Annotated in this window: 10 protein-coding genes; 6 read left to right on the top strand and 4 right to left on the bottom strand. The window is 55.9% G+C overall.

Going from position 1 to position 18,278, the window contains the following annotated elements; genetic code table 11:
- Positions 1-94: 94 nt before the first annotated feature.
- Positions 95-5,362, top strand: coding sequence for a malectin domain-containing carbohydrate-binding protein (locus tag P1X16_RS25845; RefSeq protein WP_277235182.1), 5,268 nt, complete (start codon positions 95-97; stop codon positions 5,360-5,362).
- Between the two features lie 200 nt (positions 5,363-5,562).
- Here P1X16_RS25845 and P1X16_RS25840 read toward each other — a convergent pair whose 3' ends face one another.
- The 4 genes from P1X16_RS25840 to P1X16_RS25825 all read right to left on the bottom strand — a co-directional run bounded on the left by P1X16_RS25840 (position 5,563) and on the right by P1X16_RS25825 (position 12,791).
- Entirely contained in the window at positions 5,563-7,830 is a 2,268-nt protein-coding gene (locus P1X16_RS25840; RefSeq protein ID WP_277235180.1) for an FG-GAP-like repeat-containing protein, read from the bottom strand.
- 298 nt (positions 7,831-8,128) lie between these two features.
- Positions 8,129-9,253, bottom strand: a complete 1,125-nt coding sequence (locus P1X16_RS25835) for an acyltransferase (protein WP_277235178.1) — start codon at positions 9,251-9,253, stop codon at positions 8,129-8,131.
- Positions 9,254-9,765: 512 nt separating this feature from the next.
- The gene (locus P1X16_RS25830) at positions 9,766-10,311 is read right to left on the bottom strand and encodes a hypothetical protein (protein WP_277235176.1); all 546 of its coding nucleotides are present in this window, start codon (positions 10,309-10,311) and stop codon (positions 9,766-9,768) included.
- Positions 10,312-11,102: 791 nt separating this feature from the next.
- Complete coding sequence (locus P1X16_RS25825; protein ID WP_277235174.1) at positions 11,103-12,791, bottom strand: glycoside hydrolase 43 family protein; 1,689 nt, start codon at positions 12,789-12,791, stop codon at positions 11,103-11,105.
- Positions 12,792-13,386: 595 nt separating this feature from the next.
- Between P1X16_RS25825 and P1X16_RS25820 the strand changes: the two genes are divergently transcribed.
- The 5 genes from P1X16_RS25820 (at position 13,387) to P1X16_RS25800 (ending at position 18,267) form a co-directional block, all read left to right on the top strand.
- Positions 13,387-14,169 carry a rhamnogalacturonan acetylesterase gene (locus P1X16_RS25820; protein ID WP_277235171.1) on the top strand — a complete coding sequence of 261 codons (783 nt, stop codon included), beginning with the start codon at positions 13,387-13,389 and terminating at the stop codon, positions 14,167-14,169.
- An 18-nt stretch (positions 14,170-14,187) separates the two neighbouring features.
- The gene (locus P1X16_RS25815; RefSeq protein ID WP_277235169.1) at positions 14,188-15,138 is read left to right on the top strand and encodes a pectinesterase family protein; all 951 of its coding nucleotides are present in this window, start codon (positions 14,188-14,190) and stop codon (positions 15,136-15,138) included.
- 3 nt (positions 15,139-15,141) lie between these two features.
- Positions 15,142-16,155 (top strand): pectinesterase family protein, encoded by a 1,014-nt coding sequence (locus tag P1X16_RS25810; RefSeq protein ID WP_277235167.1) that lies wholly within the window; start codon positions 15,142-15,144, stop codon positions 16,153-16,155.
- Positions 16,156-16,434: 279 nt separating this feature from the next.
- A complete protein-coding gene (locus P1X16_RS25805) occupies positions 16,435-17,409 on the top strand; it encodes a winged helix DNA-binding domain-containing protein (RefSeq protein ID WP_277235165.1) in 975 nt (324 codons plus the stop codon).
- Positions 17,410-17,412: 3 nt separating this feature from the next.
- On the top strand, positions 17,413-18,267 hold the full coding sequence (locus tag P1X16_RS25800; RefSeq protein ID WP_277235163.1) for an arginase family protein: 855 nt from the start codon (positions 17,413-17,415) through the stop codon (positions 18,265-18,267).
- Positions 18,268-18,278: the final 11 nt, after the last annotated feature.

Below are 18,278 nucleotides of genomic sequence, written 5' to 3'. Positions count from 1 at the left end.
CTAGTCCGCTTGTTCGATCCACCGAACCAGCTAACGCAAAGGGCGTGCTTGATGACCTGATTAGAGCAAACTACACTTTCCTACTCCACAAACAATGAGAAGATTATTTACACCATGGGCACTGGTGCAGTTGCTAAGTGCCTTACTGCTGATGTGGCTCCCTTCCACTGCATCAGCCCAAACCTGGACCACTATAGCCCCTACCGGCACCCCCCGCTGGGTGGGGTTCAGTGTGATGATCAACAACAAGATGTACGTGTTTTCGGGGTTCGACAACCCCGAGGTGCATACCACGCCCAAGTGTGAAGTGTACACCCCAACCACCAATACCTGGGCATACATAACCGATATGCCGTATCCCGTCACCCACGCGGGTATTGCCGTGGATGGCACAAAGGTGTATGTAGCCGGTGGCTTTTTGGGTGGCTTAGGCGGCGACCCGAACTCCGACTTGCTACAGATCTACGATGTAAACTCTAACACGTGGAGCTTTGGGCCAAAGCTGCCAACACGAAGCGGCGGCAACCAGTTGGTACGCGTCGGGAGGAAGCTCCACTCGTTTGGCGGTATGCTGGACGACCGGCAAACCGGGGCTACCGCGCACTATGTGCTCGACCTGAGCAATACCGCCGCTGGCTGGACCACTGCGGCCAGCATGCCCGTTCCGCGTTGCCACTTTGCTTCAGCCAATGTGGGCGGCAAAATCTACGCCTTCGGTGGTCAGACTGGCCACGACGGCCCCATCGAGGACGTGGATGTAGTGCAGATGTACGACCCCTCAACCGACACCTGGACGCAGCTCAAGAACATGCCGTACGTCCGCTCGCACAGCGAGCCGGGCACCTTTGTGCTCGACGGTAAAGTAACCCTGGTGGGTGGCCGTAGCGGCCGCATCAACGGGACGGACGTGGTGCTCAACAAGGTGACCACCTATGATCCGGCTACCGACAGCTGGACCGAGAAAACTCCGCTGCCCGTCAACCTGTTTGGCCCCGCCGCCGAAGTTATTGGCAGTGAGCTGTTCGTGGCCGATGGTGGCCTCAACCAATCAACCAACCCACAGACCACCGCCCGCAAGATTAGCTGGGCCAGCACGCCCATCAACAAGATTGGCTTCCTGCCCACCACGCTTAATTTGTCGGCGGCCGTTGGCTCCAGCGCAACCAAAGAAGCGGTGCTGTGGACCCTGAGCGGCACGCCCTCCTACACAATTGATACCAGCACGCTGCCGTCTTGGCTTAGCGTGAGTCCCACTTCCGGCACCATTGATCTGCTAGGCGGCACGGAAGTAAAAGTGACAGCCACGGCTAGCACGGCGGGCTCTTACTCGGCTACCGTCACGGCCAAGGCCGCCGGCTACCCCGATGCTACGCTTACGGTCAACTTCAACGTTTCGACCTCTAAGCCCCAGGTGCTGTATCTGTACGGCAGCATACCACCGTCTATCCACGACATGAAGCTGACCGACACCGGCGACCGGGGCATGTCGCAGTTCAACCAAGTGCTTCAGGATGCTGGCTTTAGCACCACCCAAGCCCTAGATGCTAGCGTTACGCTGGATGCGGCCACTCTCAACAAGTACAAAGTGGTGATTCTGAGCTCCAACAACCGACGGTTCACGGCAGCCGAGCGCACGGCAGTAGCCGCTTGGGTGAATGCCGGTGGTGGCTTAGTTGCGTGGTCGGATGCGGCTTTTGGGTGGGAAAATGGCGGACTGAACAGCTCGGAAGGGTCGGTGAGTGACAACGACTTAACGCAGCAGTTCGGCATGCAGTTTTTGCACGACAACGGAGCGCCAGTTTTCACGCTCAACCAGTGGGCCGTCAATCACTACCTCAACAAGTTCAACAGAAACGGGGGCGTGACGATAGAAGCAGAAGGTGCCAGCCCCATCCGCACCAGCGCCCCGGCCACTATTCTGGCGTATTTGCCGTCTGCTCAGGCATACCTCAATTCCCAAGACGGAAACATCACCTCGGCTGATGCCGCCATGGCCATAGCCAAAGTCGGGCAAGGCCGCGTACTCGGCTGTTTCGACCGGAACGCTTTTTGGAACAATGGGGAAGGCACCTTCCTGAGCCGCGCCGAAAACCGAATATTCGCGCAACGGTTGGTGCTTTGGGCTTCAGGGGCCGATGATTCGACCACGCCGACTGCTAATGCGGGCCCCAACAAAGCCATTACCCTGCCTACTAGCAGCACTACGCTCAACGGCTCCGGCTTCGATGATGGTCCTATTGCCAGCTACTCTTGGACGCAGGTGAGCGGCCCGAACACGGCCGTCTTCTCCAGCAAAACCGTAGCCACACCTACGGTTAGCGGATTGGTTGCCGGCTCCTACGTATTCAGCTTGGTGGTAACTGACAACAGCGGCCAGACCAGCGCCGCTAGCCAAACCACTGTCACCGTCAACCCGGCTGGAGTAGGTGGTACGCCGCTGTACCGCATCCACGCGGCCGGGGGCGCGCTCAACACCTCGATAGGAGCCTTTGCCGCCGACCAATACTACAACGGCAACGGCCAGACCTATGGCAATACGAACCCCATAGCGGGCACGGAGGACGACGCGCTGTATCAAGCTGAGCGCTACGGCACCAGCTTTGGCTACGCCTTCCCCGTCAGCAGCGGCCAGCAGTACCGCGTCGTGCTCCACTTCGCCGAAATCTACGCCACCGCCGTCGGCCAGCGCGTCTTCGACGTGTCCATTGAAGGCAGCAAGGTGCTCGACAACTACGACATCTTCAAGAAAGCCGGCACCAACGTGGCCACCACCGAGACCTTCACCACCACCGTGGCCGATGATGTGCTCAACCTGAGCTTCAGCTCACTGGCTGCTGACGGGGGCGTGGACAACGCCAAGATTTCAGCCATCGAGGTCTACCGCCTCAGCTCGGGCACCAACCAGCCTCCGGTGGCCAATGCCGGCTCCGACAAGACCATCACATTGCCTGCCAATAGCACCGTGTTGAATGGTACAGGCACAGATTCTGACGGCACGATTGTTACCTACGCTTGGACCCAGGTCAGCGGCCCCAATACTGCTTCCTTCTCTAATGCTGCAACAGCGACACCTACTGTCAGTGGCCTCGTAGCGGGTGCGTATGTGTTCAGCCTCGTGGTGACCGACAATGCGGGCCAAGCCAGTGCCGCTGATCAAGCAACTGTAACCGTGAATCCTGCTTCAACGGGCGGAGCCACGGCCGTCTACCGTATTCGTGCGGGTGGTTCGGCCGTAAGCACCTCAATCGGAGCCTTCGCGGCAGACCAATATTTCAACGGCGGCAACGCGGCCGACACCGGCAACCCGATTGCGGGTACCGCCGATGATGCCCTGTATCAGACCGAGCGCTGGGGCTCAATGACCTACGGCCTACCGGTCAGCAATGGCACCTACACTGTCAAGCTTCACTTTGCTGAAATCTATTGGAGTGCCCCCGGCCAACGGGTATTCGATGTAACAGCCGAAGGCACCAAAGTGCTTAGCGCTTACGACATTGTGAAGAAAGTAGGGCCGAACACCGCTACCATCGAGACTTTCACGGTAACTGTGACCGACGGCCAACTCAACCTGGCATTTGCGCCGGGCGCGTCTGGGGCCGATGAACCCAAAGTATCGGCTATCGAAGTGCTGACCACGGGTTCTACAACCAACCAAGCCCCCGTAGCTAACGCCGGCGGCGACAAGACAATCACCTTGCCGACCAGCAGCACAATCTTAAGCGGCTCGGGTTCCGACCCGGACGGCAACGTCGTTAGCTATGCCTGGACGCAAGTCAGTGGACCCAACATGGCTACCTTCACTGATAAAACCGCGGCTCAACCCACCGTCAGTGGGTTGGCTGCTGGCGCCTACGTCTTCAGCTTAGTAGTAACCGATAACGCGGGCCAAGCCAGCGCCGCTGACCAAGTAACCGTAACCGTGAATTCTGCGCCTACAGGTGGTGCGACGGCCGTGTACCGCCTCAACGCCGGCGGGCCAGCAGTTAGCACTTCTATCGGTGCATTCACTGCCGATCAGTATGTGACGGGTGGCTTCCCTTCCGGAGGCGGCTCGGCCATTGCCGGTACCAACGACGATGTGCTCTACCAAACCGAGCGCTGGGGCTCGATGACGTACGCCTTGCCTGTGAGCAATGGCACCTACACTGTCAAGCTCCACTTTGCGGAAGTGTATTGGGGCGCCGCTGGCCAGCGCGTGTTCGACGTCTCGGCCGAAGGCACGAAGGTGCTTACGGCCTACGACATCGTGAAGAAGGTCGGGCCAAATACGGCTGCCATTGAAACCTTTACCGTCAACGTCACGGATGGGTTCTTAACTCTGGCCTTCGCTCCGGGCGCATCTGGAGCCGATGAACCCAAAGTGTCGGCCATCGAAGTGCTGACCACGGGTTCTACAACCAACCAAGCCCCCGTAGCTAACGCCGGCGGCGACAAGACAATCACCCTACCGACCAGCAGCACGATCTTAAGCGGCTCGGGCTCGGACCCGGACGGCAATGTTGCTGGCTATGCCTGGACACAAGTCAGTGGACCCAACACGGCTACCTTCACTAACAAAGCTGTGGCTCAGCCTACAGTTAGTGGGTTGGCTGCTGGTGCCTATGTGTTTAGCTTGGTGGTTACCGACAACGCGGGCTTGGCCAGTGCGCCCGATCAGGTGAACGTGACGGTCAACCCCGCCGCAGGTTCTGGACAGCAAGTGGTAAGCTTCTCTTTGATTAATGCCGACACCGATCAGCCTCTGCAAACGCTCGTTGCCGGTCAGGTGCTCAACCTAGCCACCTTACCCACGCGCAACCTTAACATTCGCGCCAACACGAACCCTGTTACGGTGGGCAGCGTGCAGTTTGCACTGAGCGGTGCCGCCACCCAGAACCGCACCGAAACGGCCGCTCCTTACGCTCTCTTCGCCGATGCTAGTGGCGACTACTACGCCTGGACTCCGCCCGTCGGCTCCTATTCGCTAGTGGCGACTCCTTACACCGGTGCCGGTGCTACGGGCACGGCAGGCACGCCACTCACAATCAATTTCTCGGTTATCGACCAAGCTGCTCGCACGAGCGCTAGCCAGTCGGCCACGGTGCAAGCGACGCAGACAGCGAAGATGAGTGCGCAGGTGCAGGTGTATCCTAACCCATCGGAGGATGGACGCTACCAGGTGTTGCTGCCGGCCGCCTTCCAAGGCGAGGTTAACTATACGCTTGTTTCGGCACAGGGCTTGATCGTGCGCCGGGGCACCGCAGCCGTGAGTAGCGGAACACTGGCGCTCGACTTCTCGCAGCAGATGCTAGCGGAAGGTATCTATCAGTTGCAACTGACCAGCAACAAAGCACAAGCGCACGTCAAACTGCAGCGTCGCTAGATGGTAAGGAGCGGTACTGCTCAGTACCGCTCCACTATTCAGTAGCTGGTGATGATCAAGTAAGCTTGTTCTAATGACCTCATAAAAAAGCTCTGGCCACTAGGTCAGAGCTTTTTTTATAGAATCTCACTGTCTGAAGCATCGTCACTGCTGCATACAGCGGCAGTAGAGACCGTATGTATTCTAATCAGGCTTTTTCCTTATTGGCTCACGACAAGCCGTTGCGTGTAGTTTTTGCCGTTGAGTTGGAGCCGGCAGATATAGGTGCCGGGCTGTAAGCCCTTGGCCGCTAGCAATTGCTTATAGTCGTGTCCTGCTTCCACTCTGCCTTCGAAAGGAGTTGCTACTAGTTGGCCGAAAAGATTGTAGACCTGTAGGCGAGCAAAACCTGTTTCGGCTATGCGCCAGTGCAGGTTGGTACGCGTCGAAAAGGGGTTGGGATATGCCTCCAACAAAGCTTGCACTCCTGCTGCTTGCTTGGCAGTTTTGGCGGGCGCTTGGGCTACTGCCCCCGGGGGTGGCACCACCACTTCCAAGGCCGCAAGCTTGGGATTGTCGATGCCTCCGTCGGCGGCGAGGGCGCTGAAATCAAGGTTGAGTTCCCCGTCGGTGACGGTGACGAGGAACGTTTCGGTGGTGGCCGTGTTGGGAGCTACTTTGCGCAGGATGTCGTAGTCATCGAGCACCTTTGTGCCCTCGGCAGTTACGTCGAAGAGGCGCTGGCCGGGAGTATCCCAATAGATTTCGGCGAAGTGCAGCGTAACCAGGTACTGGTTGTTGGGCAAAGGCAGCGCATAAGAGAAAACTGCCCCCTGGCCGTAGCGCTCGGTCTGGTAGAGTTCATCGTCGATGGTACCCTCGATAGCGACATTGGTGGCGAATGTGTTGCCAGGCAGAGGTGAAAAGTACTGATCACCCGAAAAAGTACCCCGAGTTGATTCCACCCGCCCGGCACCAGCCTTGATTTTGTACACCACCAGCGGCTCGGTGCGGGAGTTCAGGCGCACACTGGCCGAACCACCACTCAGGCTCGGCGAAGCAGCCGTGACAAAATCCAGAGTACCATCGTTGTCGAGGTCCCCTACGGCCAGTGTCCGCGGGTTGTCGTTTACGATGACGGCTTGCTCGCCACTGAAATTGCCCTGGCCGTCGTTGAGCCGCACGCTAACGGAATTGGGTGGGCCGCCGGCGAGCAAGTCTAAGTCGCCGTCGCCGTCTACATCACCGAACTTGCCGAAAACGGAATAAGAACCCAGGTTGATGTAGCTACTCTCGCTGAACGTGCCCTGCCCGTTGTTGAGCAGTATCGTCACGGTGCTGCCGGAGTTGACGGCAGCCAGATCCAGGTCACCATCGGCATCAACGTCGCCGAGCAGGAGCCCTTCCTGCATGGTGGCTATGCTGAGTTGCTGGCCGCTGCTCGCAAAAGTGCCTAACCCATCGTTGAGCCGCACACTAATTGACCCGTTGCTGATGCTGGAAGCTATCAGGTCGAGGGCCCCGTCGTTGTTCACGTCGCCGAGTACCACGTTGGCCGAATTGGCGGCTACGGGCACTAGCTGGCTTTCGCTGAAGTTGGCGTTGCCATCGTTCAGGCGCACTCGCACCACTGGGCTGCGGGTAGGCGAATTGGTAGTAGTACCTTCGGTCAGTAAATCCAGGTCGCCGTCGCCATCTATGTCGCCGAGTGTGTGGCCTCCCAAGCCAGCGGCTTCGCGCTCACCAAACACGCCACCGTAGTTGAGCCGCACTCCGTCGGTGGCTATTAGGTCGAGGGTTCCATCACCGTTTAAGTCGCCGAGCCGCACATTGCCCGTACCCGTGCCACTTATTTCTTGCCCATTGGTGAAAGTGCCGTCGCCAGCATTGAGGCGCACACTTACCGTACTGGTGGTGCCGGTAGTAACCTGGTTGGCCGCGAGTAGGTCGAGGTCATTGTCGCCGTCTATGTCGCCCACCGTGATGCCATACAGGTTGCCGAGGGGCACATCGGGTCTGCTTCGGAAAACCGCGGAGCTAGGAGCCGTTGCGATATTGAATTGAAACACAAAGGGCTTGGCCAGATTCTGCAGATTGCGGTTTTGCACCCCGGTAGTAACAGTTGCAAAAGCCGTTTCGCCGGCGCGGAACAGCTTGTTGGAAAGAAGGCCGAGCCGGCTGTTTACCACAACGGGGCTACCGGCTCGCTTGCCGCCACTCTGGTGGCTAAATACCGACAATGCCTGGAGAGTAGGCAGACTGTCGCTCAGAAACTGGTCGAACTCCACTGCTACTCCCACAAATGGTGGCGCAGTTGTGGAGTTACGATCAGGAAATGTGCGAACAACGGTTGGACCTTGCGCGTGGGCGCTAAAAGCCACCAAAAGTAACAGCATAGACAGCCTTAGGCGCTTGCTGCCGTGCGTAGAAGCGGCAGTAGTAGGCTGCTTGGAAGTGGAAATGATGGGTGGGAGTAGGAAAGGAGGCATAGGCGTATAGTACCAGTAAAACAGATGATTTAGGTACCCGCAGGCGTCGCCAAGGGGGTAAGTAAAACTAAAAAACGCCTCCTTTAAAGTCTAGACAAACATTCGAATTATCATATAAACATTGCCTTCCCTTTGCACATATCCTTTAGCCTTAACTCGGAGGAAGCCATCATTATAAACGCATGTTGCAGATTGATTTACAGCTAAATCGACTGTAGTAGCTTAGCAGCTTCGGCTGGATAGGGCAACCGTTGCGGTGGCGTTATAGCTGCTATTCTATTCAACCAAAGCGCACTCCCTAAGCCTGCTTCACCACCGCTTGCCTTAGTCGCGTAAAATCAGATGCTACTACCCTTGTAGTGGCCGCCGCAGGAGCAACAATATCCAGCTTCAAGCGGAGCGCCTGCTTCTCAACCAGGTGCCACGATGCCCACCCCAGAGCCCATACCGTAGGAATGCTCAGTAGCGCCAGCACGGGCTGGGAAGGATGCAGCCCGTGAACCAATGCTTGCTGCACCGGCCACCCCCAGATGTAGACACCGTAACTGATGTCGCCGTAGCGGTGCAGCCAATTCAGCCAAGGATAACTGGAAGTCCCGAGGGCAAGCACGAAGACGGGCACCAGTAAGAATTGTGTCTGGTAAAAACCGCCAAAGTACAGCACCGCCACCAGCCCAAGCCCTGTGGTCCATACCAAAATAGTCCGCACGCGGGCTTGGCGTAGCACCGCAGGAAATAAAGCTAGCAGCGCGCCAGCCATGAAGTGGAGACCCAGAAAAATCAGTTGGTCGGAGTACAACGACAGCTTATAAGTGGAGTAGAACACTTGCCCTGTGTAGTGCAGCACGAGCAAGCCCATAAATCCAGCCAGCACCAAGCCCCGCACCACGTAGAGGCGGTGCCGGATAAAAAACAACGGCGTCAGCAGCAAGTAGAAAAACACCTCGTAAGGCACCGTCCAGAGCGAACCGTTGACCTCGTACGGGTCCGGATTGTTTGGAAAAACTCCGTTGATGCTGATATGCAGCCGCAACACTAAATTCAGCAGGTAAAGCGGCACCGAGTGGTCGGTGAAGTAGGCCCCGACACTTTTACTGGAGAAAAAATAGCCCCCTACCAACGTAATTCCTACCATGATCCAGAGAGCAGGAAAAACGCGAATAATGCGCTTGAAGCAGTATTCGGTTATAGACCGGCTCCGCATCAAGCTCTTCAGAATCAGGAAGCCAGAAATAACAAAAAAGCCCCGCACGCCAAGCTTCGAAAGTAGCAATTGGCCGTGGGAGAAATGCCACAAAGTGTCTTGCTCGGGTAAGCCAGCCAGCACGTAGGAATGGGTAACGAGCACAAGCGTAGCAAAGAGCAAGCGCAAAAAATCGAAGTTGTTGATATGATCCGGTGAAATGGCATCGGTTGTTTTCATGAGCAGAGCGCGTTCAGGTTGGAGAAGCATAGCCCAATAAGTTTTCGCAGGTAAGCAGATAGCGGAGTAGTATTTCCAGCTCTTGCTTGTTGGCCTGCGGCCTGTTTCCAAGCAGCTTATCTTCTGGCTAGGCAGATAGGTAAGGCAGGGCGTACTCTTCCAAGGGTCCGCATTTGGTTGCGGCCCCAAGGGGCACACCGGTTCCATGCGCTCTAAAAGCGGAATAGAATGGCCATAAGAAATTTCGCCAGGCACGTAGCCGCGAGGTAGCCTAACTGCAGGTTGCAGCCGAATAGCTGGTGCCAACACCGACAGGCAACCACACAGAGCTGCACCCGAGTACTGGCGCCGTAGCGGCGCCAGTACACAGTGTTATTGATGCAGTGGTAGCGAAGATGGATTTGGCAGGGAATTGTTGAGCGGAGAACTCACTTCTTGGGCTACGAGCCAAAGTGCATCACCCCAAGAAATGACTCTCGGATCAACCGCGCGTACGCGCAAGCAAGAAGCTACTAGTTGCTACTACGTTGCCAGGCAGCTATAGCAGCAAGGCTACCATTGATGTGCCCTGAAGCACCCACTTTAGAATAAACTGAAGACAGCTGGTGAATGGCTGAACTAGGCCAAGAAGCGTTGTGGCTGATATCGGTTACTTGGTTCTGGATGAGCAAGGCCAAGCGGTGGCTTTCACGTTGTAAAGCAGCGGTGTCGAGAAAGAAATGTACCGGCGAGAAAACCACGCGCCAGCCCCGATAATTGGTTGGGCTCATCGTTAAGCTGCTCCAAAAAGCATGGGCGCGCTTCACACGTGTTGACGGAAAAAATAATAAGCTGGAAAAAGAGCCAAGGCAATACATGAACAGGACATGTAAGGGTTGAAACCAATGAAGTGATGCTAAGGGCATGGAAATGCCCAAATAGCGGAGCCACGGCAAGCCTCCAGCCCGAATACGGGTGGAGATAGTGCTGCCAAAGCAAAAAGAGCAGAGATGCGCTGCCAGCATGCCCGAGAAAGGACATGAAAGTCTTGGGGTCGAGTAGCCGAGGTGGGCGGGCATGCCGCAGAACCCACCTTTCAGCTGTTCGACAGCTGACTACCAGACGCTTCAAGAAATGCAAAGGCCACTAGGCCAAGTGCCAGGCAAGAACAAGCCGGAATGCATATCCGCTCACCTACGATGCCGCAGGGACGTATTTCGGAAACCCAGCTCCGAAGTAGAGCCGGCCGATAAAAATTCGGCTAAACAGATTTCGTGGCGCTACGCCCGTACGGCTTGAATCACATTGGAGTAGAATGGCTAGTGTAAAACGAAGATAGAACACGAAAACAATAAAAACCTATTTTTAATTCTATTTTAACTTGATTAATTCGCATTTAAGGCGACTAAAACCACATTCATCTGACCAAGAATCCAACTTTACTCTACCAATCCACCCCAGCCGCTGCATGTACAATGCATAAAGTTGTTTTCAACCATAAATTGAATATCCGCGCTTTATTACAGGCTTACAAATAAGCATGTATAACCGCCACATAAAACATAAACTACTGTTATAAAGGCATTTATTATACAAATAACAGCTAGCTTATTCTAGACTGTTTTTATTACTCTTATCATAAGCCATATTCGCCTAATGTGACTGCATAGCCAGAGCAACAGATTCACTTCTTCTCCGCAGCTTTGTCTATAACCGCAGCAGTAGCATAGCCATAATATTATTACTGCGCTAATCAGTTGTGTGCGAGCAAACGGGCAAAATTCCCGCCATCGACTCCAGTTGGATTCTAGTTGAAAGACGAGCATAACTTAAGCTCATTTACCGGAGTTTGAACCTTTGCGTTGAGCCGCTATTCGATTCGAAACCAGTCGATGTCGGTATTGCCGGCATCGTTGAATTTCGTGGGGCGGGTGCTGAAGAGGCCGACTTTGGCGCCAATCCATTTGCCTTCTCTTGCCTGAAATTCGGCCCCGAGGGGCTGAAATGTCTGCCCATCGAGGCTATAGCTGAACTGGCACTTGGCGCCGGCTTTCGTCGCGACGCGCAAGTACAGCGGCTTGCCGGCGTAGGCAGCGGGCACCTCCACCGGGGAGGTGCTGGTCTCAGGGGTAAGCTTGTCGGCATCTAGGCAGGTGCTTTCACTAAGTTGCAACTTGCCGCCTTGGTTGGTGATGGAGATATAGGCGTAGTTTAAGCCCATCATCAGTAGCCCGACCTTTTCGCCTTCCACGCGTGGCATAAACGCGAGTTTGGTGGTAGCGGTAAACACGTCGGCGGGCAGCTTTTGCAGGAGGAGGTTGGGCACCTGCCACAGGTTCTTATAGCCTTCGGGCAGCAGCACGGAGTACAGGCGCAGATAGCCCTGTGGCCCGTTGAGGTAGGCCCAGTAGTCTTGCGGGTTGGCGTGCCACTGCCATTGCAAGCCGAGCGTGCGGCCACTGAACTCGTCGGAGGTGGCGGGGGTGGCCCGCGGCTGCGGCTTGCCCTTGATGTTGGGCTTGCGATACGTCAGCACGGGCTGGCCTTTACCGTCGCCATCGGGGTCTTCGCCGATGACGGGCCAGTCGTTTTTCCAGACCATAGGCTGCAAGTGCACCACGCGGCCGTACGCATACTGGTCCTGGAAGTGCATGAACCAGTCTTCGCCGGTGTTGGTGTTGATCCACGCCCCCTGGTGCGGACCGTTAATGGGCGTCTTGCCCTGATCCATCACAATCTTTTCTTCGTAGGGGCCGAACACATTCTTGGAGCGCAGCACCAGCTGCCAGCCGGTGGGCACGCCGCCGGCTGGCGCGAAGATGTAGTAGTAGCCGTTGCGCTTGTAGAACTTGGGACCTTCGAGCGTGGGGTGGTGGGCATGTCCGTCAAATACCAGGGCATCGGCGCCGATTAGGCTGAGTCCGTCGGGGGCCATGGGGCTCACGGCCAGAATGGTCTTGATACCGGCGCGGCTACCAGCAAAACCATGCACGAGGTAAGCTTTGCCGTCCTCGTCCCAGAGCGGGCAAGGGTCAATCCAGCCGCTAGCCTGCTTGACGCACACCGGCGCCGACCACGGTCCGGCGGGATTTTTGGCCTTAGTGACGAAGATGCCCAAGTCCGGGTCAGGGTAGTAGATATAGTACTCCTTATTATGGTAGCGGATAGAAGGGGCCCACACGCCATTGCCGTGCTGGGGCAACGCGTAGCGCGCCAACGGTGGCTGCTGCTCAAACACGGCCCCGATGAGCGACCAATTGACCAGGTCCTTGGAATGCAGAATTTGCAGGCCGGGCACGGCGTTGAAGCTCGAGGAAACCAAATAAAAATCGTCGCCGACCCGCACCACGTCAGGGTCAGAGTAGTCGGCGTAAAGCACCGGGTTCTTATAGGTACCGTTGCCTAGGTCCGGCACCCACACCTTCGACAACGATGCATCCTGTGCCTCCACCGAGTTGGTCAACAAACTGAGTATCAGCAAAACGAGCAGCAAGCTGGGCCACCAGCGTGACTTTACCAGGATGGGGAGGTGAGAGGGCCTAACGCATACAGTCTTCATGTTGAGGAAAGCAGAATGAAGCACCCGAGGGTGACCGAAAGAGAAGCGTGCGGTTGAAAGGTAAAGGATTATTGCAAATTCCAGCCACTAAAAGCAAAGCACATAAGACAACGCCGATAGGCTGTATCGGATGAAATTATACTTTACCAATGATTCTTCATCTCTATAAAACGCAATAGATTTTCAATGCATAACCTAAAGTATGCTTCATCTAACGGCAGCCATTTTGCGAGCCTTTATTACTTATAAAGCACTTATTATCAGTTATTTAATCTATAATTCAGATGTTTACTCAACTATTAAATGGCTCAAATACCTGCTTTGCGTTTTACTACAGCGGCCTTTCCGGCAACGTTGCCGGCAACGTTGCCGGGAGTATTTAGTTGAATTTGCTTATTTCTTACTAAAGTTCTATTCATATTTAACCGGCATCAACTTCTGATTTACCGGTTCCTTCTCTACTCTCAACCCCCCATCCCTACAGTACAGGTGAGTGCAACACAGGATATTTCTCATATTTATTACGCTCGACGGCAGTCTGCATGCAAGTAGAATGGGCTGCCTTTCAGATTAACCTGCTCTCAACACTCACTGTATGCGCAACTACCTTCTGAAAACCGTTGCTAGCCTGATTTTGCTTTGGTTAACTGCTTTCAGCCTGCCCCCTAGCAAAATCACTGTCTACCTTGTGGGCGATTCAACCCTGTCGATAAAGGAAACAAAGAACTACCCCGAAACGGGGTGGGGTATGCCTTTCGCCTACTTTTTCGATGAGACCGTGACCGTAGACAACCGCGCCCAAAACGGTCGCAGCACCAAAACCTTTGTGGCCGAAAACCGGTGGCAACCCGTGGCCAGTGCCCTCAAAGAAGGCGACTACGTTTTCATTCAGTTCGGCCACAACGACGAGGTACCGACCAAGCGGAGCTACACCCCGGAAGTGGAGTACAAAAACTACTTAGTTCGCTTTATCACGGAAACTCGCGCCAAAAAAGCAACGCCCGTGCTGCTGACTCCTGTAGCACGCCGCAAGTTTGACGCGGCCGGTAAGGTAGAAGGTACCCACGAAGTGTACTCCGAAATTGTGCGCACTACGGCTCGGGAGCAGCAAGTTGCCCTCATTGATTTGGACCGGGAAAGTCAAGCATTGCTCCAGCAGTTTGGGCCCGAAAACTCGCGGCTCTTGTTCAACCAGCTTGCGCCCGGCGAGCACCCCAACTACCCCGACGGCAAAGAAGACAACACGCACTTCAATGAACTTGGGGCCCGCAAAATGGCCCAGATTGTGCTGGCCGACATTCGCACTCTTAAGCTGGAATTGGCCAACCGCATTGTACAGCGAGCCGCCGCTAAAGCCGTCGATCCGCAGGCGCGCTAGCCTCTCCAGAAACACTTTATGAAGCATTTTCTCTCTTTTCTGTGCCTAAGCTGGTTGATGCTTGGGCGAGCCTTTGGCTACGATTTTGTGGTGGCTCAGGACGGCAGCGGCACCTACCGCACAGTGCAGGAAGCCTTTAATGCGGTGCCCGATTTCCGGAAAAAGGTTACCACCATATTCATCAAAAAAGGCATCTACAAAGAGAAGCTGATTTTGGCCGGCTCCAAGAATTTGGTGAAAATCATCGGCGAGGACCTCACCAAAACGGTTCTAACCTACGATGATTACAACCAGAAAAAGAACATCTTCGGTGAAGACAAAGGCACGTCGGGCTCGTCGAGTATCTACATCTACGGCGCAGACTTTTCGGCCGAGAACATTACATTCCAAAACTCCTCTGGGCCAGTAGGCCAGGCCGTGGCCGTATGGGTGGCCGGCGACAAAGCCCGGTTCAAGAATTGCCGGTTCCTCGGGTTCCAAGACACCTTATACACCTACGGCTACGGCAGTCGGCAATACTACCAAGACTGCTACATCGAGGGTACTGTGGATTTTATTTTTGGCAGTAGCACGGCCTGGTTTGAGAACTGCACCATCTTCTGCAAGCAGAATGGCTACGTAACAGCTGCTTCTACGCCTGACAGCACCCGCTACGGGTACGTGTTCAACCGTTGCACCATCACCGGCGATGCACCGGCGGGCAGCTTCTACCTCGGCCGGCCTTGGCGGCCGTATGCTAAAACAGTGTTCCTGAACTGTGCACTAGGCCCGATGATTAACCCGGCTGGTTGGGACCCTTGGGGCAAGGACAGCAACAAGCAAACGGCCTACTACGGCGAATACAACAACAAAGGCAAAGGGGCGCAGCCCAAGCAGCGCGTGCCTTGGTCGCACCAGCTTACCGAGCAAGAAGTGAAGCAGTACACCCCCGACGCAGTGCTGCGCCACTGGAACCCCACCCAAGATTAACTGATGCCTCCTCTGAAATATCTCGTAGTCAGTGGCCTCTTGCTAATGGCCGCTCCCCTATTCGCTCAGGTTACGCCCCCGCCGACGGCTACAACTAAGCCAGCCGAAGCGCCCTCGTTCAATAAAGCCGTACGCCTAACCGTAGCGCCGGACGACTCCGGCGACTACCGTACCATTCAGGAGGCCGTTATGGCGGTGCGCGACTTTATGCAGGTGGAAGCGACCATCTTTATCAAGAATGGGACCTACCGCGAAAAGCTGGTGGTGCCCTCGCAGAAGACCCACATCACCCTGCTGGGTGAAAGCAAGGAAGGCGTGGTCATCACCTACGGCGACTACTCTGGCGACGCCGAGAAACACACTACCTACACTTCTTCCACGGTGCGCGTGCAAGGCAACGACTTTACGGCTGAGAACATCACGTTTGAAAACTCGGCGGGCCCGGTGGGGCAAGCCGTGGCCCTGCACGTGGAGGGCGACCGGGCTACCTTCCGCAATTGCCGTATGCTTGGCCACCAGGACACGCTGTTTCTGGCCATCGAGAACAGCCGGCAGTACTACCAGGACTGCTACATCGAAGGCACCACCGACTTTATCTTTGGGGCCAGCACCGCCGTCTTCGACCACTGCATTATCTATAGCAAGCGCGACTCCTACATCACAGCGGCTTCCACTACCCCGCGCCAGCAATTCGGCTTTGTGTTCTTCGACTGCCAACTCACGGCCGCCCCGGAAGCCAAGAAAGTCTACCTGGGGCGGCCTTGGCGCCCGCACGCCCGCACCGTGTTCATCAATACCGACATGGGCGCCCACATCACCGAAACTGGCTGGGACAATTGGCGCAACCCCGACAATGAAAAAACAGCCTACTACGCCGAATTCAACTCCCGTGGCCCCGGTGCTCCTGCCAAAAACCGCGTAGCATGGTCGCATCAACTCAAGGCCAAAGACGCCAAGCAGTACACGCTCGAGAAGATCTTCGCCGGACCTACTGCGTGGACACCACAACGGAAATGACGAGGGCAGACGTGTAAGCTAGCTGCTAGGCGTTCAGCTTATTTTTGCTCTTCCTATTGGTATCTCAGCCATCTAGACGGCAAGTAGTTGCACGTCCCTTATCTTGGAAAGTATACGCCTTACAAGATGCCAGGAGAGCAGCCAGAACGTGACACAACACTTGCCGCTGTTGCGCAGCAGCGCATACTGAACCAGCGCATTGGGGCGCAGAAATGCGCTGATCCGGCGGCGGCGGTACGTTGGATGGGAGCAATGCAGGCGCAGGATTAAGGGCAGGCCATGTGGGCTGTTGGATTGCGCACCCAGGCTTCGTCTAGGCTAGAAGTTGAACAGGCTATTGCCCGCAAAAGCATAGTCCTGACGTGGCTTATGCGAGGCACTATTCATTTGGTTTCTGCCGAAGATGCCCGGTGGATGGTGCAGCTCTTTGGGCCCAGACTGTTGGCAGCCGCTAGCACCAGACGCCAGCAGCTTGAGATAGATCAAGAGTTACTTAGTCGAGTTAGAACGCTTTTTTGCGGCGCCATGCAAGGCAGCCAGCCAGTCCCGCGAACGGAGCTTATGCAGTTGCTGACGCAGGCAGGTATCAGTCCGCAAGGGCAGCGCGGCTACCATCTGCTGTGGTCTTTGGCATTGGAAGGGCTTATTTGCTTTGGCCCCCGGCAAGACAACGAGCAGACCTTCGTCCTGTTGGAAGAATGGCTACCCACCTTGCGAAGTCTGTCGAGAGAAGAGGCGCTGGCTGAGCTGGCCATCCGCTACTTCACCAGCCACGGCCCGGCCACTTTACACGACTTTGCTGGCTGGGCTGGCTTACCTATAACCGAGGCCAGACAGGGCCACGAAGCTATAAAAGGCAACCTACTAGTAGAGAAAGTGGCGGGTAGCACCCAGTGGCTGTCCACGCCAACGGCCGATGCTGCCGCGCTTGTGCCGCCGCGGGTTTGCCTGCTGCCTGGCTTCGATGAATATTTTCTTGGCTACAAAGACCGCCGCGCAGTGGTAGCTACCGAGCAGCTCTCTGAAATCTGTCCGGGTGGCAATGGGATATTTAAACCGATGGTCGTAATTGACGGGCAAATCGTGGGCACCTGGAAGTCAACAATCCGCAAGAACAAAATGCTTATTAAGGCCCACCTATTCTTGCCAATGCACGTGCCGCATGCGGAGGTTGAAGCTGCCGCGGTGCAGTACTGCCAATTTGTAGGGGTGCCGCTTGAAGCAGTAATACTAAACGAAGGATCAACTACCTAGGCTATGGATGTCTCCTTACTAGTAGTGCCCTATGACTCGGCTCGTGAATCTTGGCGCATGGGCGCGGGACCAATACGGTTGCTGAAAGAGTTGGAACCACGACTCCGCCAAGCTGGCCACACCCCTACCCCGGAAATAATCAAGCTACAAGACCCTTTCCCAACCGAAATCAGCTCCAGCTTTGCGCTGAATCGGCAGCTGGCTGAACAGGTTCGGCAGGCGCAGAACCAGGGCCGGTTTCCGCTGGTGCTAGCCGGCAACTGCGGAGCATCCCTGGGCGTAGTGGCGGGATTGCCTTACCAAGAGGTAGGGATAGTTTGGCTGGATGCGCACGGCGACTACAACACCCCGGAAACCAGTACAAGCGGCTTCCTCGACGGCATGGGCTTGGCTGTAGTCACCGGGCAGTGCTGGCAGCCCTTGGCTTGTTCGGTGCTCGGTTTCAAGCCGGTACCGCCAACGCGCGTGCTCCACATCGGGGGCCGTAATTGCGATACGCTGGAGCTAGCGGCCCTTCAGCAAGCTGGCATAGCACTGGTAGCACCCCAGCAGGCAGGCGCACCAACTTTTGCGGCCGCACTTGCGCCCTTGGTGACAGCACTGGCCGCGCAGGTAAAGCATTGTTATGTACACATAGACCTGGACGTGCTGGACGCCGAGCTAGTGGGGCGCGCCAACACGTATGCCTCAACGGGCGGACTCACGTTGGTCCAGGTACTTGCCGTAGTGGAAACCCTGCAACAGTCCCTTTCCATTAGCGCCGTCACGTTTGCCTCGTACGACCCACAAGCCGATACGGAGGGCCATGTTCTGGCCGCTGCCTTGCGCATAGCTCAGCAACTGCTGCCTTCTTCTTAAAAGTGCTACTT

Source organism: Hymenobacter sp. YC55 (assembly GCF_029433095.1).
Taxonomy (GTDB): Bacteria; Bacteroidota; Bacteroidia; order Cytophagales; family Hymenobacteraceae; genus Hymenobacter.
This window is presented reverse-complemented; position numbering and strand designations above follow the sequence as displayed.